Genomic DNA, 17309 nt, shown 5'->3' with positions numbered 1-17309 from the left:
CCCCGGCGCGGCCACCGTCCCCCGGCTCAGCCGTCCAGCGCGGCCACCGTCTCCCGGGCCAGCTCCCGCGCCCGGGCGACGGTGGCCGTCAGCTCGGCCGCCGAACCGCCGGGCGCCCCCAGCAGGGCGCGGACGCGGTCGCCGAAGTCCGCCGGGGCGTCCGGGAGCCGGCCGGCGACGGCGAGGGCCCCCTTCTCGTTCAGGCACCAGCGGCGGTGGTGGGCGTACAGGGCCTGGACCAGGACGCCGACGGCCCGGGACAGACAGAGCGAGACGTGCAGGACGTCGGCGCGGGCGGCACTCCTGGCCGCGGTGTCGAGCAGGAAGCCGGCCTCCCAGGCGGCCGCCGTGAGGGCCTCGCGCAGCGGCTCCGGATAGGCGGCCGTCTGCCGCCTGAGGTCCGTCAACTCGCCGGTGGGGTCGGCCAGGGGCTGCCCGAGGGCGACCTCGCCGGGGTAGCAGGGCGACCAGAAGCCGAGCGGGTGGCCGGCCTGCACGCCCACCTCGTAGCGGCCCTCGCGGCAGTCCGCCCACACCCGGCCGACCCGGTCGAGGTCCCGCAGGATCCAGTCCACCGCGACCCCGTCGACCTCCAGCCACGCCCCGCCGTTCACCCACGGACCCCAGCCGCCCGGGCCCGCCACCTCCACCCCGGGGCCGGCCAGCGCGCGCAGCCCGTCAAGGTCGAGGCCGCCCCGGTAGTACACCCCGAGGTCCCAGTCCGACTCCGGCCGCTCCTCGCCCCGCGCCCGGCTCCCGCCGAGCATCACCCCCACCACTCCCGGCACCCGGGCGAGTCGACCGGCCATGTCCTCGATGATCGCGCGCATGGGAGGAGTCTGGCAGGCGGTGCGGGGGACGGCCGGGGATTTCCCGGCCGACCGGCGGCCGGAAGGGCCCTGCGGTCAGGGGGAGTTCGGGGCTGCGCCGGCGCTCGCGGAGGCGTACCCACTCCTCGCCACTCTCAACGTATAGCGCACGGAGGGCCTTGCCACAAGGCCCCGGTGATGCCGCAGAATCACCGGCTTGAGGACGCAAGCCGAAGGAACGGGGAGTCACGACGTGCGAGTGGTGTTGTCGACGTACGGGTCGCGCGGGGACGTCGAGCCGATGGCCGCGCTGGCGCTGCGGCTGAAGGACCTGGGCGCCGAGGTGCGGGTGTGCGCGCCGCCGGACGAGGAGTTCTCGACGCGACTGGCCGAGGCCGGGGTGGACCTGGTGCCCGTCGGGCAGTCGGTGCGCGCGCTGGTCAGCGGCCCGCCCCCGGCGCCCTCGGACCTGCCCGAGCGGGCCGCCGCGCTGGTCGGGCAGTTCCACGCGGCGGTGCTCGGGGCGGCCGGACCGGGCGGCGCGGTGGTGGCCACCGGCCTGTTCCCCGCGGTGGCCGGCGCCCAGGCGGCGGCCGAGCAACTGGGTGCCCGCTTCGTGTGCGTCGCCCTCCAGCCGACCATGCTGCCCTCCCCGCACCACCGGCCGTTCGAGTACCCGATGCTGCCGTACCCGGCGGAGGTGACCGACCTCCGGGAGTTGTGGGAGCTGAACATCGGGACGATGAACGCCCTGTTCGGGGCCGCGGTCAACACCCACCGGGCGGCGGTCGGGCTGTCGGAGCCCGACAACGTGCGGGACCACGTCCTCACCGGCCGGCCCTGGCTGGCCACCGACCCGCTGCTCGACCCGTGGCCGGGCCCGGGCGGGGCCGAGGGCGGTGCGGGCGTGGCCTGGCCCGAGGTGGTGCAGACCGGCGCGTGGATCCTGCCGGACGAACGCCCGTTGCCCGCCGGCCTGTCGGCCTTCCTGGCGGCCGGCGAGGCGCCGGTGTACGTCGGATTCGGCAGCATGCCGCTGCGCGACGCCCCGGACACCGCCCGGGCCGCCGTCGAGGCGGTCCGCGCGCAGGGCCGCCGGGTGCTGCTCGGCCGCGGCTGGGCCCGGCTGGCCGAGGTGGACGGGGCCGCGGACTGCTTCGCGGTCGACGAGGTCAACCAGCAGGCACTGTTCCCGCAGGTCGCCGCCGTCGTCCACCACGGCGGCGCGGGCACCACCACCACGGCCGCCAGGGCCGGCACGCCCCAGGTGCTGGTCCCGCAGATGGTGGACCAGCCGTACTGGGCCTCACGGGTCGCGGAGCTGGGCATCGGCGTCGCCCACAGCAGTGGCCGGACCCCGACCGCCGGCTCCCTCGCCATCGCCCTGCACCTGGCGCTCACCCCCAGGACCCGCGAGCGCGCCGCCGCCCTCGCGGCCGGGATTCGCACGGACGGTGCGGAGCGGGCCGCGGAACTGCTGCTGGGCTGAGGAACGGCGAGGAGTGGGAAGTCGGCCGGGCCGACTTCCCACTCCGTCAACCGCCGGCGGAAACGGCCTCCTGACCGACCACCACACCCCGGGCACGCCGCAGGGCGAGATGCGTCGACCAGGCCAGGCCAGGCCGAAGGTGAAGGGGGCCGCGGTGCCCTCCGGCGGGCCGGGGACGGCGGTGCAGACCGCCATGACCGCCAGCGGCGCCCAGGGGGCGAGCGCGACGCGCCGGAGGACGCCGCCGGGCCGGGACCGGAACCGGCTCGTCAGGAGACCGGTTCGGTCAGGTACTTGGCGCCGGCGTCCGGGAGCTTCCTGCCGTCCTTGTCGAAGAACTGCCAGGACGTCGCCCGCAGGGTGCCCGGGCGGGCCACCACCATCTCGCGGATGGGGGAGTCGGCCACGGTGACGAACGGCGGCTCGGTGGTGGAGCCGTCCGCCCAGGTCACCAGCACCCGGCCGACGTCCGGGCCGAGGGAGATCAGCACCACGTCGAGCGGGGCCACGGTGTCGCCCTTGCCCCGGTGGCCGACCAGGCCCCCGCCGAAGGTGGTCCGGTTGCGCGGGTCGAGCTTGCCGGGGGCCGCCTGGGAGCCCTCGGAGTCGTGGCTCAGCCGCACCCCGTCCACCGTGAAGTAGACGTTGGTGACATCGGAGTCCGGCTGCCAGTACCGCTGGACGAACTCCTCCGTCGGCTTGGGCACCGCCGAGTCGTACTTGCTGCGCTCCTCCCACACCGCCGTCGCCTGTTCGAACGCCCGCTCCTTCGGGGCCACCGGCCACAGGGCCTCCCACAGCTGCCACTGCTTGCCGTCCGGGGTGCTGCCCTGCCCCAGCAGCACCCGTACGGGGACGAACGGGTCGCGCACGGCGGAGGCGGTCGGGGTGGCGCTCGCCGCCGGCTGGAGCACGGCGCCGACACCCGCCGGACCGATCTCCCGGGCGGGCGCCCGGTCCGGGCGCAGCTGCGCCACCGCCCCGACGCTCAGGGCCATCACCGAGGCCAGCGCCAGCGTGCCGACCACGGTGCGGCGGCGCTGCCGCAGCCTCCGGCCGCCCGCCACGATGTCCGCCACCGGCGCCTGGCCGATCCGCGCGCCCGCCGCGGCCTCGGCCAGGCCGAGCCCCACCCACACGTCCTTGCCGTCCGCCATGTCCGCCCCCACGCCGTCCGGGTCCGTACCGTTCCTCATGCCGCTCCTCCGATGTGTGTCGTGTCCTTGAGCTCCACCAGCGCCGAAACCTGCCGCAGCCGCGCGATGCCCTTCGCGGCGTGGCTGCGCACCGCGCCCACCGAGCACCCCATGGCCGCCGCCGTCTGGCTGTCGCTCAGGTCCTCCCAGTGCCGCAGCACCACCGCCTCGCGCTGCCGCGGCGGCAGGGTGGCCAGCGCGGCCAGCAGGGCCCCGCGCTGGTCGGAGCGGGCGAAGCCGTCCTCCACCCGGGCCGCGTCCGGCACCGCGTCCACCAGCAGCTCCGGCGGCCGGCGGCGCCAGCGGCGCGCGTGCTGGTTGACCAGGATCCGTCGCACGTAGGCGTACGGATCGTCGGCCCTGCGCACCTTCGACCAGGCCGCGCAGGCCTTCTCCGCGGCCGACTGCACCAGGTCCTCGGCCGCGTACTGCTCGCCGGCCAGCAGGTACGCCGTCCGCACCAGGCGCGGCCAGACCGCGACGATGAACGCCTGGAACCCTTCGTCCCGAACACTCTTCGCTTCTCCCATGAGCACCTCCTTCACCCGTCCAGAGCCCGGGGCGGCCGGAAACGCTTACCGGTGCCGCCGAGCCCGCCTCCGGGCGGGGCTCATCCGGACGGGGCCTTCATCAGGGAGGTACGGGCGGGCGGGGCGCCGAGGGTCGGTGGGGCGGAGGGCCGGCGGTGCGGGCCCGCCGGAAACCGTTTGGGGAACGGCAGCCGGGGCACTACCATCCGCCGGTGATCATTTCTCATGACGTGGCAGGCAGCGGGCCCGCCGTCGTACTGCTGCACTCCTCGGTGTGCGACCGGCGGATGTGGGACGCCCAGTGGCAGCCGCTGATCGACGCCGGGTACCGGGTGGTCCGCTGCGACTTCCACGGCTTCGGCGACACGCCGCTCTCCGACGTCCCGTACAGCGACACCCGGGACGTCCTCGCGCTGCTCGACCACCTGGGCATCCAGGCCGCCGCCCTGGTCGGCGCCTCCCACGGCGGCCGGATCGCGCTCACGGCGGCGGCGCTGCGCCCCGAGGCGGTCACCGCGCTGGCCCTGCTCGGGGCGGGCATGCCGGGGCACCGGCCCAGCGACACCCTGCGCGCCTTCGGCGGGCGCGAGGACGAGCTGATCGAGGCCGGGGAGATCGACGCGGCCGTCGAGCTGAACGTCGGGTCCTGGCTCGGCCCGGAGGCCGACGAGGAGACCCGGGCGAGGGTCCGCCGGATGCAGCGGCACGCCTTCGACGTCCAGCTGGAGGCCACGGTCGGCCCCGACCGCGAGGACGTCGACCTCGGCCGGATCACCGCCCCCACCCTGGCCGTGTCCGGCGCCCACGACTTCCCGGACTTCCGCGAGATCGCCGCCGCCCTCCCCGGCCTCCTCCCCGACGCCCGTCACCGGGAGCTCCCCTGGGCCGGCCACCTCCCCAGCCTGGAGCGCCCGGCCGAGACCACCGAACTGCTGCTCGCCTTCCTGCGCGAAGCCGTCCCGGCCGCGCGGTAGCGCCCGGCGGTCCGACGACCGGTCCGACGACCGTTGCGGTGGGCGGTCCGACGACCGTTCCGGCAGGCGTTCCGGCGGCAACCGGAAAAGCCGGGACTCGAACGAGTGTCGGGAGCCATGATGGCTGGGTGCACTTCACCTCGGAATCCAGCGCGGACGGCGTGACCCAGCGCCGTTTCACCCTCGACGGCGTGCCCGGTGTGCTCTGGCAGCCGGACGGACCGCCCCTCGGCGGGCGGCCGTTGGTGCTGCTGGGGCACGGCGGCGGTCAGCACAAGCTGGGGCCCGGGGTGGTGGACCGGGCCGGGCGCTGCGTGCGGCTCGGGTTCGCGGCGGTGTCCTTGGACGCGCCCGGGCACGGGGAGCGGTCGCGCAGCGCGCAGGACGAGCGGTTCGCCACCGAGACAGGGGAGTTGATCGCGGCGGGCCGGCCGGTCAGCGCCTGGGTGGCGCGGCACACGGCGGCGGTCGCGGAGCGGGCGGTGCCCGAGTGGGTGGCCGTGCTGGACGCGCTGGACTCCCTGGAGGAGCCGGGCGGGGAGCCGGGCGGCCTCGGGCCGGTCGGCTACTGGGGGCTGTCGCTGGGGAGCGTGATCGGCATCCCGCTGGTGGCGGCCGAACCGCGCATCGTCGCAGCGGTGTTCGGGCTGACGGGCCACGCGTCGCAGACGGCGGCGGCCGAGCGGGTCGGCGTGCCGGTGGAGTTCCTCCTCCAGTGGGACGACGAACTGGTCCCGCGGGCGGGGGCGTTGGCGCTGTTCGGCGCTCTGGGTTCGCGCGACAAGACGCTGCACGCCGGTCCGGGCGGCCACCTGGACGTGCCGGAGCTCGAACTGGCCTCGTCCGAACGGTTCCTGGCCCGGCATCTGATCCGGACGAGCTGACCGGGGGCACCGGCGCCGGCTACGCCAACCGTCAGTAGAACTTCGCAAAGGATTTCTCCCTGCAACGGTCGTGACCGGCGCCTGGTTCAACAGATTGTTGCAGCTCAGTGCCCCGTCGGTCACCTTCCGTGGATTCGGCATGACCCGTCGTGCTCCCTGAACTTCGCATTCCGCAGGAGTACGGTTCCGGAGGAATCGCCGGGGCCTGCTTCCGGGCATGCCGGCCGTACCGGAAATTGGTGCGCGGGATGGGTCAGCAAGAGGGTGGGGAGAGCGCCTCGGTGGCGGCTCGTCCGATATCGGGCAGGGTGGTCGCGGAAGTCCTCCGGGGCGTCGCACAGGTCGATTTCATGCCGTCCGTCGTGTGCGGGCTCTTCTTCGTGGCCATCGCGGCCTTCCTGGAGGCCTTCCGCAAGGTCTCGGCGTGACGCCTTCCCCGTCGTTCCCGACCGCGGCGGCGTCCCGGCTGGATCCCCGGCTGGATCCCCGGCACTACGAGCCGGACCGCGTCCCGTCCGAGGTCCTGCGGTACGCCGGGACGCCCGACACCCTCGCGGTCGGGCGTCCCGGCAAGGTCGGGCTGCTGGAGCTGGCCTTCGAGGAGGTCGGCGGGCGCACCGAACTCACCGGCCACTACCAGAAGTCGCCGTTGCAGATCATGCGCCCGCTGTACTTCGACCCGGCCCGCCCCGACCTGGCCGTCACCTTCCTGATGTCCACCGGCGGCGGCATCCTCCAGGCCGACCGGCTCCGCACCGACCTGCGCTGCGGGGCCGGCACCGCCGTCCACCTGACCACCCAGGCGGCCACCAAGGTCTACCGGATGGAGCACGACTACGCGACGCAGCTGGTCAACCTGACGGCCGGGCCCGGCGCCTACGTCGAGTACCTGCCCGAGCCGGTGATCCCCTTCGTCGACTCGCGCCTCTACCAGCGGACCGTCCTCACCGTCGACCCGGCCGCGACGGTGCTGGCCGGTGAGACCGTCCTGGCCGGCCGGCTCGCCAGGGGCGAGCGCAACGCCTACCGGGTGTTCGCCTCGGACCTCGAAGTGCGGCGTCCGGACGGCGGGTTGGTGGCCCTGGACACGGTGCGGCTGGTGCCCGCGCGGGCCGGGTCCTGGGCCGGCGGCGGGGCCGGGGGCGCAGGCGTCACCGGCCCGGCGGTGCTGGCCGGGCACGACGTGATGTCCAGCCTGTACGTGCTCAGCCCGCTCGCCCCGGCGGCCAGGATCGCGGACGTCCTGCACGAGGCGGTGGCCGGGTGCGGGCAGCCGGGCGGCGACCTGCTGTCCGGGGTCAGCGTGCTGCCGCAGGACGGCGGAGCCTGGCTGCGGCTGCTCGGTTCCGACACCAGGGCCTGCGCTGCCGCCCTGCGCGCCGCCTGGGACGCGGTCCGGCGGCTGCTGATCGGGGTGCCGGCACCGGAGTTGCGGAAGACGTAGCGCCCGCCGGCTCGGACGCCGGCGGACTCCGGCTCGGCCCCGGGCCTGAGGGAGTCCACCGGGCCGGACCCCATGGCCGCCAGGCGGGCGGCCTGTCGGTGGCCGAGTTCGACCGTGCGGTTCATGTGCCGTAGCAGGAAGGCGAGTTCGGCCTCGGTGTCCTCGGCGAAGACGGCCGTCCAGTCGGTGAACAGCTCGCGCCACACCGTCCCGAAGCGCTCCAGGGCCTCGGGACGGACCGCGACGAGCACCCGGCGGCGGTCCGCCTCGTCCCGTTGCCGGGCGACCATCCGGGCGGACCTGCCTGTCGGAGGCGGAGGCTAGGTTCTCCCGGTATGAACGATGCCGAACTCTCCTCACTCCTGGCCGGATGCGCCGCCCGCTGCCCCTACCCCGGGGCCTGGCAGGAGGGGCCGCTGACGGAACGCGCGGTCGACGGGGTGCGGTACGTCCTGGTCGCGGTGGATCCCGAGGTGAGTGCCCTCGGGGTGCGGCGGGAGGACGGCTCGCTGTGGTGCCTGCCGGAGGGCGGCGAACCCCAGCTGGTGAACTCCGGCGTCGAGGCGTTCGTCGCCTTCACCCGCGCCTACGAGAAGGCCGCCGCCGAGGCCGACGCGTACGACGGCCCCGGTGCGGGGCCGGACGACGGGCCGGACGAGGGGCTGGACGGGAACGAGGCCGTGGACCTGGCCGAGCGGGACGCCGACGAGCTCACCGAAGCCTTGCTGGAGCGGTTCGCGGAGCTCGACGCCGAGGCCGTCGCCGACGAGAACGCCTTCTGGTGCGTCGCGGCGGAGGAGCTGGGCTACGGCATGAGCGTGTGACCCGCGCCCCGCGCCCCGCGGCCACGGTGTGTCACCTTCCCAGCCGCTCCACGAACTTGCGCTGCCACGGGGTCTCGACGGCGTGCCGGCTGTAGTGCTCGCGCACGTAGGCCACCGCCTCGGCGGCCGGGACGCCGTCCAGGACGGCGATGCAGGCGAGGGCGGTGCCGGTGCGGCCGCGGCCGCCGGCGCAGGCGAGTTCGACGCGTTCGGTGGCCGATCGCTCCCAGGCCTCGTGGAAGGCGTCGGCGGCGTCCGCGCGGTCGGTCGGGAGGCGGAAGTCGGGCCAGCGCACCCAGCGGCTCGGCCAGTCGACGGTCGGCGGGCGGCCCAGCAGGTAGAGGCCGAAGGCCGGCGGCGGGCCCGGCGGCAGCGGGCGGCTGAGGCCGCGGCCGCGCAGCAGCCGGCCGGAGGGCAGTCGCAGGATGCCGGGGGCGGCCGGGTCCCAGGTAGTGGGGTCGCAGGCGGCCGGGCCGCAGGTGGTCGGGTCGGGCACGGGGTCTCCTCTCGGGGCGGGGTGTTCAGGATGCCGCGTGCAGTCCGACCGGCCCGCGCGGCAGTCCGGCGCGGTGGGCCAGGGCGGCGGCCTCGCCGCGTGAGGAGACGCCGAGCTTGGCGAGGATGTTGGCGACGTGGAACTTCACCGTCGACTCGCTGATGTGCAGCGTCGCCGCGATGTCCCGGTTGCGGCGGCCCAGGGCCAGTTCGTCGAGGACCTCCAGCTCGCGCGGCTGGAGGCCGTCCAACGGGTCCCCGGAGAGGGAGGGTTCGGGCAGGGCGAGCGGGAGGTCGACGGTCACCGTGGTGCCCCAGCCGGGCACGGCCTCGACGCCGTGGCGTCCGCCGAGGGCGGTGATGCGGTCGACGGTGCGGTGGACGGTGAGGGCGTCGGCGGCGAGCAGGCCGAGGCCGTCGCCGCGCACCACGGCGCGCAGCAGGCCGTCGGCCGTGAACCGCCAGCTCACGTGCAGCCGGGTCGGCTTCTCCTGCTCCAGCATCAGCAGCACGGCCGCCCGGACGGCGTCGCGGGCGGTGTGCGCGGCGTCCGTGGGGACGGACCGGTCGGCCTGCGCCGGCGGCGCGACGTCGAGGCGGACCCGGGTGTGCCGCAGCAGCGGGCGCAGCTCGCGCACCAGCCGGGCGAAGGCGGCGTCGGCGGGCTGCTCGCTGAGGGTGCGGTCCAGTTCGGCGCTCCGGCGCAGGTCGAGCAGGGCGGTGACGGCCAGCTCGGTGGCGTGCTGGCGGGCCGTGGCGTCGTCCAGGTCGGCCGAGCGCAGCGGCGCCAGGATCGCGGTGAGCGCCGCGCTGTGGGTGCCGGTGAACTCGGCGATGGCGCGGGCGCGACCGTTGGCGGAGGCGCGGGAGGCGGCCGTCTGGGTGGGGGCGGCGTCGGTGGCGCGGTGGTCGGAGTGGGCGATGACCAGGTCCCACAGCTGTTGCAGGACGGCGAGCGCCCCGGGTGGCACCGGCGCGGTGTCCGACCGGACGAGGACCAGGACGGCGCCGTTGTCGTCGCCCGGTGTGGCCGCGGTGACCACCAGTGGCCGGGGCCGTCCGGCGAGTTCGGCTTCGCCCTGCCAGGGCCGGCCGGCCGAGGTCGTCCCGGCGGCGCGTTCGGCCAGCCGGGACAGGTCCAGCGCGCTGATCGCCCCGGTCAGCTCGGCCGGGCCGCAGCTGCGGGTGGGGCTGAACGTGCAGACGCCGCTGAGCTGGGCGAGCGCGGTGTGCGGGACGAGGGTGGCGAGCACCTCGGACAGCCGCGGCAGGACGTCGGGCCGGGGAGCGCGCAGCACCTCGACGGCGCGGGCCAGCGCGTCCTCGGGGCGGCCCCAGTGCTGCCGCCAGGCCTCGGGGGTGCCGTCCGTGCCGCTCGTGCCGCCCCTGGCAGTCGTGCCGTCCGCGTCGTCCGTGCCGTCCATGCCGTCGATGCCGTCCATGCGGCCCAGCCTAGTTCGGGTGCCGTCGATCCCGCCTGGCCGTTCGGACAGGTCGAACCCTCCGAAGGACCGGCTGGTCGTGTCCGGCCCCGGTTCCAGGATGGAGGTGTCGGGAGAAACCAACTCCCCTGGAACCGAAGGGCCTTCCATGACCAAGGCGATCTCCTACTCCGAGTTCGGCGGCGCGGACGTACTGCGCCTGACCGACATCGACCTGCCCGTCCCCGGCCCCGGTCAGGTGCGGGTCGCGGTCCGCGCGGCGGGCGTCAACCCGGCGGACCGCAGGCTGCGCACCGGCGAGCTGGCCGGGCTGTTCCCGTTCGCGTTCCCCATCGTGCCGGGCTTCGAGGTGTCCGGTGTGGTCGAGGCCGTCGGCGCCGGGGTGAGCGGCTTCGCGCCCGGCGACGAGGTGTTCGGCGCGCCGATGGGCGGCGGCTACGCCGAGCACGCGGTGGTGGACGTGGCGAGGCTGGCGCACAAGCCCGCCACGCTGGGCTGGGAGGAGGCCGTCGCGATCCCGACGGCCGCCGAGACCTCCGAGCGGGCCCTCGACGTCCTCGGTGTGCGGTCCGGCGAGACGTTGCTGGTGCACGGCGCCGCCGGCGGGGTGGGCACCGTGCTGCTCCAGTTCGCCCGGGCGCGCGGGATCACCGTGGTCGGCACCGCGAGCGAGCCGAACCACGCGCACCTGCGGGAGCTCGGCGCGATCCCGGTGACGTACGGCGAGGGCCTGGCCGAGCGGGTGCGGGCGGCCGCCCCGGGCGGGGTGGACCGGGCGCTGGACGCGGCCGGGCGGGGCGGGGTGCTGCCGCTGTCGATCGAGCTGACGGGCAGTGCGGACCGGGTGCTGACGATCGCCGACATCGAGGGCGCGCAGGAGCACGGCGTCCGTTTCAACGGCGGGGCCGAGGGCGTCGAGCCCTACCACCGGAGTGCCTACGCGGCCGCGCTCGCCCTGCACGAGGCGGGCACCCTGAGGCTGCCGCTGCACCGGGTGTTCCCGTTGGCGGAGGCGGCCGAGGCGCACCGGGTCAGTGAGGCCGGGCACGTGCGCGGCAAGATCGTGCTGACGGTCTGACAGGCGTCCGCCGCCCGGCCGCCGGGCCGGCCTCCGCCCACCCTGACCAGCCTTGATCACCTATGACCGTTTTGCGTAAGCCTTGCCATTTCCGTACGGTTTCATCCGTTCGGAGTAATTCGGCAGGCGGGCGCGCCGTGAACACGGCGGTGGGCCGTTCGGCCGACATGCGGTCCCTCGAACGGTCGACCAGGGTTGGCCGAACGTGGGCGGCACCTAACCGCCTGCCCTGACGGTCAGGAGGACCAGGCGTATGGGTGGAACGGACAGGCGGGCGGTGATCGGCGAGTTCCTCGGGACTCTGCTGCTGGTGCTGCTGGCGGTGGGTGCGGCCGTGCTCGCGGGGGAGGCGATCGGCCCGGTGGGCATCGCGTTCGCGTTCGGCTTCGTGCTGCTCGCGCTCGCGTACGCGCTGGGGCCGATCTCCGGCTGCCACGTCAACCCGGCGGTGACGCTCGGCTTCCTGCTGGCCCGCCGGATCGACGCGCGCACGGCGGTGTCGTACTGGATCGCGCAGCTGCTCGGCGGCACCGCCGGCGCGGCACTGGTCCTGCTGCTGGCCAAGCAGATACCGGGCCTGGAGACCCACGGCAAGCTCGGCACCAACGGCTGGGGCGAGCGCTCCCAGATGCACATCAACGCCGGCGGCGCGTTCCTGACCGAGGTCGTCCTCACCTTCCTGCTGGTCTACGTCGTCCTGTCGGTCACCCACCGGCTGGCCGCGGTCGGCTTCGACGGGCTGCCGATCGGCGTCGCGCTGGTGGTCGTCCACCTGGTCGGCATCCCGCTCACCGGCACCTCGGTCAACCCGGCGCGCAGCTTCGGCCCGGCGCTCTTCGCGGGCGGCGACGCGCTCTCGCAGCTGTGGCTGTTCCTGCTCGCCCCGCTGGTCGGCGGCGCGCTGGCGGCGGGCGTGCACCTGCTCACCCACCCGCAGCCCAACCTCCCCGTGGCGGAGGCGCTGGCCACGGACGCGCGGGTGTAGCTCCCGCGGTCCAGCCGGCAGCGACGGCCGGGACGGCCGGGACGGCATTGACGGCAGCGACGGACGGGACCGTACTGACGGTCCCGGCCGTCGCTGCCGTCGTTTCCACCCGGCGACTTTCGAGCCGCCGACCGGCCGGATCCGGCGCCCCGGCCGAAGGGCCCCCGCTCCCGCCCGCCCGCTGGGTAGAGTCGCCGCCATGGTGACTGTGAACGCGGGAACCCCCGCGGCCGGGCGGCTGGCCGGCCGCTCCTGTGTGGTGACGGGCGCGGCCAGTGGCATCGGGCGGGCCACCGCCGAACGATTCGTCCGGGAGGGCGCGTCGGTGGTCGCCACCGATGTGGACGCGGCCGGGCTGGGCCGGCTGGCCGGGCAGTTCCCGGGCGCCGTCAGCACGGTGGTCGGCGACGTGGCCGACGACGCGGACGCCCGCCGGATGGTGGCCGCCGCCGTCGAGCGGCACGGGCGGCTGGACGTCCTGGTGGCCAACGCCGGGGTCATCCCGCTGATGGAGATCACCGAGGCCACCGCCGAGGACTGGGACCACGTGATGGCCGTGGACGGCCGCGGCATGTTCCTCACCTGCAAGTACGCGATCGAGGCGATGACCGCGCAGGAGCGGCCCGGCGGCTCGATCGTCTGCCTCTCCTCCATCTCCGGCGAGGCCGGCCAGCGCGGCCAGGCGGTGTACGGGCCCGCCAAGTTCGTCGCCTCCGGCCTCACCAAGCACCTCGCCGTCGAGTGGGCCGACCGCGGCATCCGGGTCAACGCCGTCGCCCCCGGCACCATCACCACCGAGCGCGTCGCCCGGCTGTACGACGAGCCCGGCGGCTCCGAGTACCTCGCGGCGATCGAGAAGCTGCACCCGATGGGCCGGCTCGGCGACCCGGCCGAGGTCGCGGCCGCCGTCCTCTTCCTCGCCTCCGACGACGCGTCCTTCGTCACCGGGGTCGTGCTGCCGGTGGACGGCGGGTACCTGGCGCAGTAGGGCGGTCGTGCGGTCGTGCGGTCGTGCGGTCGTGCGGCTGTGCGGCAGTGCGGTCGTGCCGCCGGTGCTACGGCCGGCCGGGGAGGCCGGGCTCCGCCGCGAGCAGCTCGACCAGGGCGGACACCCCCTCCGGCCCGTGCCCGGCCGCGACCGCCCGCCGGGTGAGCGCCAGTGCCGCGTCCAGTACGGAGGTGTCCAGGCCGCGCGCCCGGGCGGTGTGGGCGACGTGCGCCAGCCCGGCCTCCGCGGAGGCGAGGCTGCTCCGGTCGCCCGGGTGCCGGCGCTCGTCAGCGCGCCGGGCGAAGTCGTCGATCAGCGGCGGCAGCATGCGCGGCAACCCCTGGGCGTACGGCGCGAGTTCGGCGCCGCCGACGCCCTCGGCACGGGCCAGGGCCAGGGCGTGCAGCCAGCCGTGCACGGTGGTCCAGAACAGGTCGAGCAGGGCCGCGTCGAAGGCCGCGGCCCGGCCGGGGTCCGCACCCATGTGCCGTACGGTGCCCAGCGCCCGCAGCGTCGCCTCGTGGGCGGCGAAGACCGCGGCGTCGCCGCTCAGCAGGACGGTGCCCTCCGGGCGGCCGATGGTCGGGGTGGGGGTGAGGATGGCGGCGTCCAGGAGGTCGAAGCCCCGGGCCTCGGCGTCGACGGTGTTCGCCCGTGCGTCGCCCGGCGCGATCGAGGTGGCGTTGACGACGGTCCGGCCGCGCAGCGCGGGCCCGGCGGCCTCCAGCACGGCCCGGGCGGCCGGCTGGTCGCGGACGCAGAGCAGGACGAGCGGGGCGTCCGCCACCGCCTCGGCGGCGCTCGCGGCAGACCGCGCGCCGAGGGCGAGGAGCTCGGAGTCCCGGCCCGGCGTGCGGTTCCACACGACGACCGGATGGCCGGCGCCCCGCAGCGCCCCGGCCAGCGCCCGGCCCATCGGGCCCAGGCCCAGCACGGCAACGGCGGTACGGGTGAGGGTGGTTGAGGAAGATCGTTCGTTCGGCATGGCGGTTACGCTAGAGCTTCACGCCGACGGCAGAGTCAAGGCGGAGGACCGCGACGGGGCGGCGCGATGGAGCGGCGCGACGCGGAGCCGGTGCGGAGAGTCCGGGTGGAGGGTCCAGGCGGACGTGTGGCCACAGGAGGTACCGCGATGCGGATCGGAGAACTCGCCCGGCGGGCCGGCGTCACCCCGCGCGCCCTGCGCTACTACGAGGAACAGGGGCTGCTCGCCCCCGAGCGCCGCCCCAGCGGCTACCGCGAGTACGGCGAGCGGGACGTGGAGACCGTCCGCGGCATCCGCACCCTTCTCGCGGCCGGGCTCAACAGCGCCGTGATCGCCGAGGTCCTCCACGGCTTGCCGCTCCCCGGGCGGCGCCGGCCCGGCCCGACCTGCCCGGAACTGCTCGCGGTCCTGGCCGGGGAACGTGCCCGGATCACCCGGCGGATGGACGAACTCGGCGAGTCCGTGGCCCTGTTGGACTCCATCATGGGTGCGGAGGCGCCGAGCGAGGCGATCCGCTCCGGCCGGTTCCGGGCAGGGGGCCGGGCGTCCGTCGGGGGGCGTCCGTCGGTGACCGGACGTCCGGCGCGGACGTGACGTCCGTCGGGGCCCGCGGCCCGCGGCCGGTGGCGGGGAAACTCGATGGCGCGCGTTCCCGTGCCGTGCTGGAGTGAGCGGATGGATCATGACGAGGTGCTCGCCCTGTACGACGACCGACTCCGGCGCAACGCGCCGCCCGACCCCGGCTGCCGCGTCGAACGCGACGGCGCGGTGGTCCGGCAGGTCGGCGCGGAGCACAGCTGGAACGGCGTGGTCTGGTCCGGCCTGGACGAGGCGGGAGCGGACGCGGCGATCGCCGCGCAGGTGCGCCACTTCGCCGGGCTGGGGCTGGAGTTCGAGTGGAAGGCCTATTCCCACGACCGGCCCGCCGACCTCAGCGCCCGGCTGCTGGCGGCCGGCTTCACCCCGGAGCCGGACGAGGCGCTGATGATCGCCCGGATCGCCGACCTGCCCACCGATTCCGCGCTGCCCGAGGGCGTCCGGCTGCTCCCGGTGACGGACCCGGCCGGGGTGGAGCTGCTGATGGAGGCCCATGCCCTGGCCTTCGGCGCGGAGCACCCCGGCCTGCGCGAGCGGATGCTCGACCAGCTGCGAGCAGGCACCGAGACGGTCAGCATGGTCGTCGCGATGGCCGGGGACCGTCCGGTCAGCGGCGCCCGGATGGAGCTGATCCCGGGCACCGGGTTCGCCGGGCTCTGGGGCGGCGGCACCGCGCCGGAGTGGCGTGGCCGGGGCATCTACCGCGCCCTCGTCGCCCACCGCGCCCGCCTCGCGGCCGACCTCGGCTACCAGTACCTCCAGGTCGACGCTAGCGACCAGAGCCGTCCCATCCTCCAGCGTCTCGGCTTCGCCTGGCTGAGCACGACGACGCCGTACGTGCGGGGCGTGGCCTGACGGCCTGACGCCGGGTGTCCTGCCCCTGCGCCTGCCTGTTTCCCTGCGCCTGCCCCTGCCGATCGGCAGGGGCGGGCCGGGGTGGGCGGGGGTGTCGCCGCTCGGGGTGTGCCGTTCGGTACATGTGCGGGAGGGGGTACGGGGGTCATCGTGGTGGCACCGCGATCGGGGGCCGTCCGGGCTCCCGTGGAAAGGAGCCCCGTCGTGTCGTCCAGCCTCCTCCACGCCCGCTGCCCCCGGGCGGCCGCCGTCCTGTCCGCCCTGCTCGTCCTCGGGTCTGTCGTCGGGCTCTTGCGGCGACGGCCGGGCCGGGAGTTCCTCACCCATGCGTTCGGCGCCGGCCCGGAGCAGATAACGGCCAACAGATGACAGATTTCAGAAGCTGAAATCTGTCATCTGTCATCCGTTACCCGTCGTCGGGGAGCCGCGACCTGTCCGTCGGTCCGTCGGTCCGTCGGTCCGGCGTCGGCCGCGGGGCCGTCCGCGGTCCCTCACCACAGCCGCTCGACCACGACCATGGCCGCGTCGTCGTCCAGCCGGCCGCCGACGTGGGCGAGCAGATCGCGGCGGAGGTGGTGGAGCAGGGCGGCGGGGCGTTCGGCGCGCCAGGCGGCGACGCGTTCGGTGAGCGGGTAGAAGCGCCGCTGGGCGTCGCGGGCCTCGATCACGCCGTCGGTGTAGATCAGCAGCCGGTCGCCGGGGTGGAACGGGACGGTCTCCACCTCGTACCGCACCGGCGCGAGCTCGCCGAGGCCCAGCGGCGGGGCGGGATGGCGGGCGGCCAGGGTGGTGATGCCGCCGCCGCTCAGCAGCAGCGGGGGCGGGTGGCCGCAGTCGATCAGGCGGACCGGGGAGCCGTCGTCGGGGATGTCGAGCAGCACCGCGGTGATGAAGGACTCCCCGGACTCGCTGCTTTCCTCGGGCGGTTCCTCGGGCGCCGGACGGGCCAGTGCGGACAGCGTCGGCCGGGGCTGCCGGTCCCGTCCATCCCGTGCGGCCCGTGAGTCCTGCCGGTCCCACCGGTCCCGTCGGGACTGTTCGGCGAGCTGGGCGAGGTCCCAGCTGACGCTGCCGTCCAGGTAGGCGGCCAGGTCGGGCAGCTCGGCGTGCAGGTGCGCGGCGGCGCGGAAGGCGCCGAGCAGCAGGGCCGCGTCGCCGAGCGAGGACAGGCCCTTGCCGCGCACGTCGCCGACCAGCAGCCGGGTGCCGGTGGCGGTCCGGGCGGCCGCGTACAGGTCGCCGCCGACCTGGGCCTCGGCCTCGGCGGCCAGGTAGACGGAGGCCAGGTGCAGCGGCCCGATCCGCTCCGGCAGCGGGCGCAGCAGTACCCGCTGGGCGGCCTCGGACACCGAGCGCACCCGGGCCAGCTCCCGTTCGTGCCGCTCGCGCAGCACCCGCAGTCCGACGATCAGGACCGAGACGATCAGCTGCGCGCTCAGCTGGGTCTCGATGTTGGCGCTGGTCAGGCTGTCGCGGACGGCGCCGATGACGGTCAGCGCGGCGAACGCGAGCGCGGCGACCCCGGCGGTGGCCCGGGGGCCGGCGAAGGAGGCGGTGAGGGCGGGGGCGACGATCAGCAGCGGTCCGAGGTGGATCTCCGGCGGGGAGAGGATGTCGACCACGGTGATCAGCACGATCAGCGCGAGGGTGAGCGCCGTCAGCACCCGGCGGTCGGGCCGCCAGGCGCGGCGGCGGTCGGGTGGATGCGGCGCGGGGGGTGGGTGCGGCGCATCG

18 protein-coding genes are annotated in these 17309 nt (G+C 75.6%); 11 read left to right on the top strand and 7 right to left on the bottom strand.

All coding sequences use genetic code 11. The features are described from left to right. Positions 1 to 26: 26 nt before the first annotated feature. Positions 27 to 830 (bottom strand): DUF4037 domain-containing protein, encoded by an 804-nt coding sequence (locus ACZ7C5_RS05460; RefSeq protein WP_401084906.1) that lies wholly within the window; start codon positions 828 to 830, stop codon positions 27 to 29. Positions 831 to 1062: 232 nt separating this feature from the next. Between ACZ7C5_RS05460 and ACZ7C5_RS05455 the strand changes: the two genes are divergently transcribed. After that, positions 1063 to 2298 carry a glycosyltransferase gene (locus tag ACZ7C5_RS05455; RefSeq protein WP_401084903.1) on the top strand — a complete coding sequence of 412 codons (1236 nt, stop codon included), beginning with the start codon at positions 1063 to 1065 and terminating at the stop codon, positions 2296 to 2298. A gap of 269 nt (positions 2299 to 2567) precedes the next feature. Here ACZ7C5_RS05455 and ACZ7C5_RS05450 read toward each other — a convergent pair whose 3' ends face one another. Together ACZ7C5_RS05450 and ACZ7C5_RS05445 are read right to left on the bottom strand one after the other, a co-directional pair. Next, positions 2568 to 3494, bottom strand: coding sequence for a hypothetical protein (locus ACZ7C5_RS05450; protein WP_401084898.1), 927 nt, complete (start codon positions 3492 to 3494; stop codon positions 2568 to 2570). Further along, entirely contained in the window at positions 3491 to 4024 is a 534-nt protein-coding gene (locus ACZ7C5_RS05445; protein WP_188298979.1) for a SigE family RNA polymerase sigma factor, read from the bottom strand. The genes ACZ7C5_RS05450 and ACZ7C5_RS05445 overlap by 4 nt, the downstream gene beginning before the upstream one ends. A gap of 212 nt (positions 4025 to 4236) precedes the next feature. Between ACZ7C5_RS05445 and ACZ7C5_RS05440 the strand changes: the two genes are divergently transcribed. The 5 genes from ACZ7C5_RS05440 (at position 4237) to ACZ7C5_RS05420 (ending at position 8150) form a co-directional block, all read left to right on the top strand. Next, positions 4237 to 4998 carry an alpha/beta fold hydrolase gene (locus ACZ7C5_RS05440; protein ID WP_401084896.1) on the top strand — a complete coding sequence of 254 codons (762 nt, stop codon included), beginning with the start codon at positions 4237 to 4239 and terminating at the stop codon, positions 4996 to 4998. Positions 4999 to 5126: 128 nt separating this feature from the next. Next, positions 5127 to 5882, top strand: a complete 756-nt coding sequence (locus tag ACZ7C5_RS05435; protein ID WP_401084893.1) for a dienelactone hydrolase family protein — start codon at positions 5127 to 5129, stop codon at positions 5880 to 5882. Positions 5883 to 6130: 248 nt separating this feature from the next. Beyond that, positions 6131 to 6310 carry a hypothetical protein gene (locus ACZ7C5_RS05430; protein WP_401084891.1) on the top strand — a complete coding sequence of 60 codons (180 nt, stop codon included), beginning with the start codon at positions 6131 to 6133 and terminating at the stop codon, positions 6308 to 6310. Beyond that, a complete protein-coding gene (locus tag ACZ7C5_RS05425) occupies positions 6307 to 7326 on the top strand; it encodes an urease accessory protein UreD (protein WP_470322032.1) in 1020 nt (339 codons plus the stop codon). The genes ACZ7C5_RS05430 and ACZ7C5_RS05425 overlap by 4 nt, the downstream gene beginning before the upstream one ends. A 335-nt stretch (positions 7327 to 7661) precedes the next feature. After that, positions 7662 to 8150, top strand: a complete 489-nt coding sequence (locus tag ACZ7C5_RS05420) for an SUKH-4 family immunity protein (RefSeq protein WP_470322031.1) — start codon at positions 7662 to 7664, stop codon at positions 8148 to 8150. 31 nt (positions 8151 to 8181) lie between these two features. Here ACZ7C5_RS05420 and ACZ7C5_RS05415 read toward each other — a convergent pair whose 3' ends face one another. Both ACZ7C5_RS05415 and ACZ7C5_RS05410 read right to left on the bottom strand, forming a co-directional pair. Beyond that, the gene (locus ACZ7C5_RS05415; RefSeq protein ID WP_401084883.1) at positions 8182 to 8646 is read right to left on the bottom strand and encodes a protein-tyrosine phosphatase family protein; all 465 of its coding nucleotides are present in this window, start codon (positions 8644 to 8646) and stop codon (positions 8182 to 8184) included. A gap of 25 nt (positions 8647 to 8671) precedes the next feature. After that, positions 8672 to 10087 (bottom strand): LuxR C-terminal-related transcriptional regulator, encoded by a 1416-nt coding sequence (locus ACZ7C5_RS05410; RefSeq protein WP_470322030.1) that lies wholly within the window; start codon positions 10085 to 10087, stop codon positions 8672 to 8674. A gap of 148 nt (positions 10088 to 10235) precedes the next feature. Between ACZ7C5_RS05410 and ACZ7C5_RS05405 the strand changes: the two genes are divergently transcribed. From ACZ7C5_RS05405 to ACZ7C5_RS05395, 3 genes are all read left to right on the top strand, one after another. Beyond that, entirely contained in the window at positions 10236 to 11165 is a 930-nt protein-coding gene (locus tag ACZ7C5_RS05405; protein WP_401084878.1) for an NADP-dependent oxidoreductase, read from the top strand. 253 nt (positions 11166 to 11418) lie between these two features. Continuing rightward, on the top strand, positions 11419 to 12150 hold the full coding sequence (locus ACZ7C5_RS05400) for an MIP family channel protein (RefSeq protein WP_401084875.1): 732 nt from the start codon (positions 11419 to 11421) through the stop codon (positions 12148 to 12150). Positions 12151 to 12349: 199 nt separating this feature from the next. Then, positions 12350 to 13138: an SDR family NAD(P)-dependent oxidoreductase gene (locus ACZ7C5_RS05395; RefSeq protein WP_401084872.1), complete on the top strand. Its 789-nt coding sequence runs from the start codon at positions 12350 to 12352 to the stop codon at positions 13136 to 13138. 67 nt (positions 13139 to 13205) lie between these two features. Here ACZ7C5_RS05395 and ACZ7C5_RS05390 read toward each other — a convergent pair whose 3' ends face one another. Beyond that, a complete protein-coding gene (locus ACZ7C5_RS05390) occupies positions 13206 to 14123 on the bottom strand; it encodes an NAD(P)-dependent oxidoreductase (protein ID WP_470322029.1) in 918 nt (305 codons plus the stop codon). A 147-nt stretch (positions 14124 to 14270) separates the two neighbouring features. Between ACZ7C5_RS05390 and ACZ7C5_RS05385 the strand changes: the two genes are divergently transcribed. Both ACZ7C5_RS05385 and ACZ7C5_RS05380 read left to right on the top strand, forming a co-directional pair. Next, positions 14271 to 14717: a MerR family transcriptional regulator gene (locus ACZ7C5_RS05385; RefSeq protein WP_401084866.1), complete on the top strand. Its 447-nt coding sequence runs from the start codon at positions 14271 to 14273 to the stop codon at positions 14715 to 14717. An 81-nt stretch (positions 14718 to 14798) separates the two neighbouring features. Next, positions 14799 to 15575 carry a GNAT family N-acetyltransferase gene (locus tag ACZ7C5_RS05380; protein ID WP_470322028.1) on the top strand — a complete coding sequence of 259 codons (777 nt, stop codon included), beginning with the start codon at positions 14799 to 14801 and terminating at the stop codon, positions 15573 to 15575. A gap of 491 nt (positions 15576 to 16066) precedes the next feature. On the opposite strand, the gene ACZ7C5_RS05375 is transcribed toward ACZ7C5_RS05380, so the two are convergent. Beyond that, entirely contained in the window at positions 16067 to 17239 is a 1173-nt protein-coding gene (locus ACZ7C5_RS05375; RefSeq protein ID WP_401085295.1) for a PP2C family protein-serine/threonine phosphatase, read from the bottom strand. Positions 17240 to 17309 lie beyond the last annotated feature (70 nt).

Source organism: Kitasatospora sp. NPDC036993 (assembly GCF_055607525.1).
The sequence above is the reverse complement of the archived record's forward strand: the minus strand, read 5'-3'. Positions and strand labels throughout refer to the sequence as shown.

Bases quoted from the DNA above. Each gene is read 5' to 3' on its own strand.
- ACZ7C5_RS05460 (WP_401084906.1), bottom strand. From the start codon at position 830: ATGCGCGCGATCATCGAGGACATGGCCGGTCGACTCGCCCGGGTGCCG.
- ACZ7C5_RS05450 (WP_401084898.1), bottom strand. From the start codon at position 3,494: ATGAGGAACGGTACGGACCCGGACGGCGTGGGGGCGGACATGGCGGAC.
- ACZ7C5_RS05445 (WP_188298979.1), bottom strand. From the start codon at position 4,024: ATGGGAGAAGCGAAGAGTGTTCGGGACGAAGGGTTCCAGGCGTTCATC.
- ACZ7C5_RS05430 (WP_401084891.1), top strand. From the start codon at position 6,131: ATGGGTCAGCAAGAGGGTGGGGAGAGCGCCTCGGTGGCGGCTCGTCCG.
- ACZ7C5_RS05420 (WP_470322031.1), top strand. From the start codon at position 7,662: ATGAACGATGCCGAACTCTCCTCACTCCTGGCCGGATGCGCCGCCCGC.
- ACZ7C5_RS05410 (WP_470322030.1), bottom strand. From the start codon at position 10,087: ATGGACGGCATCGACGGCATGGACGGCACGGACGACGCGGACGGCACG.
- ACZ7C5_RS05405 (WP_401084878.1), top strand. From the start codon at position 10,236: ATGACCAAGGCGATCTCCTACTCCGAGTTCGGCGGCGCGGACGTACTG.
- ACZ7C5_RS05400 (WP_401084875.1), top strand. From the start codon at position 11,419: ATGGGTGGAACGGACAGGCGGGCGGTGATCGGCGAGTTCCTCGGGACT.
- ACZ7C5_RS05395 (WP_401084872.1), top strand. From the start codon at position 12,350: ATGGTGACTGTGAACGCGGGAACCCCCGCGGCCGGGCGGCTGGCCGGC.
- ACZ7C5_RS05390 (WP_470322029.1), bottom strand. From the start codon at position 14,123: ATGCCGAACGAACGATCTTCCTCAACCACCCTCACCCGTACCGCCGTT.
- ACZ7C5_RS05385 (WP_401084866.1), top strand. From the start codon at position 14,271: ATGCGGATCGGAGAACTCGCCCGGCGGGCCGGCGTCACCCCGCGCGCC.
- ACZ7C5_RS05380 (WP_470322028.1), top strand. From the start codon at position 14,799: ATGGATCATGACGAGGTGCTCGCCCTGTACGACGACCGACTCCGGCGC.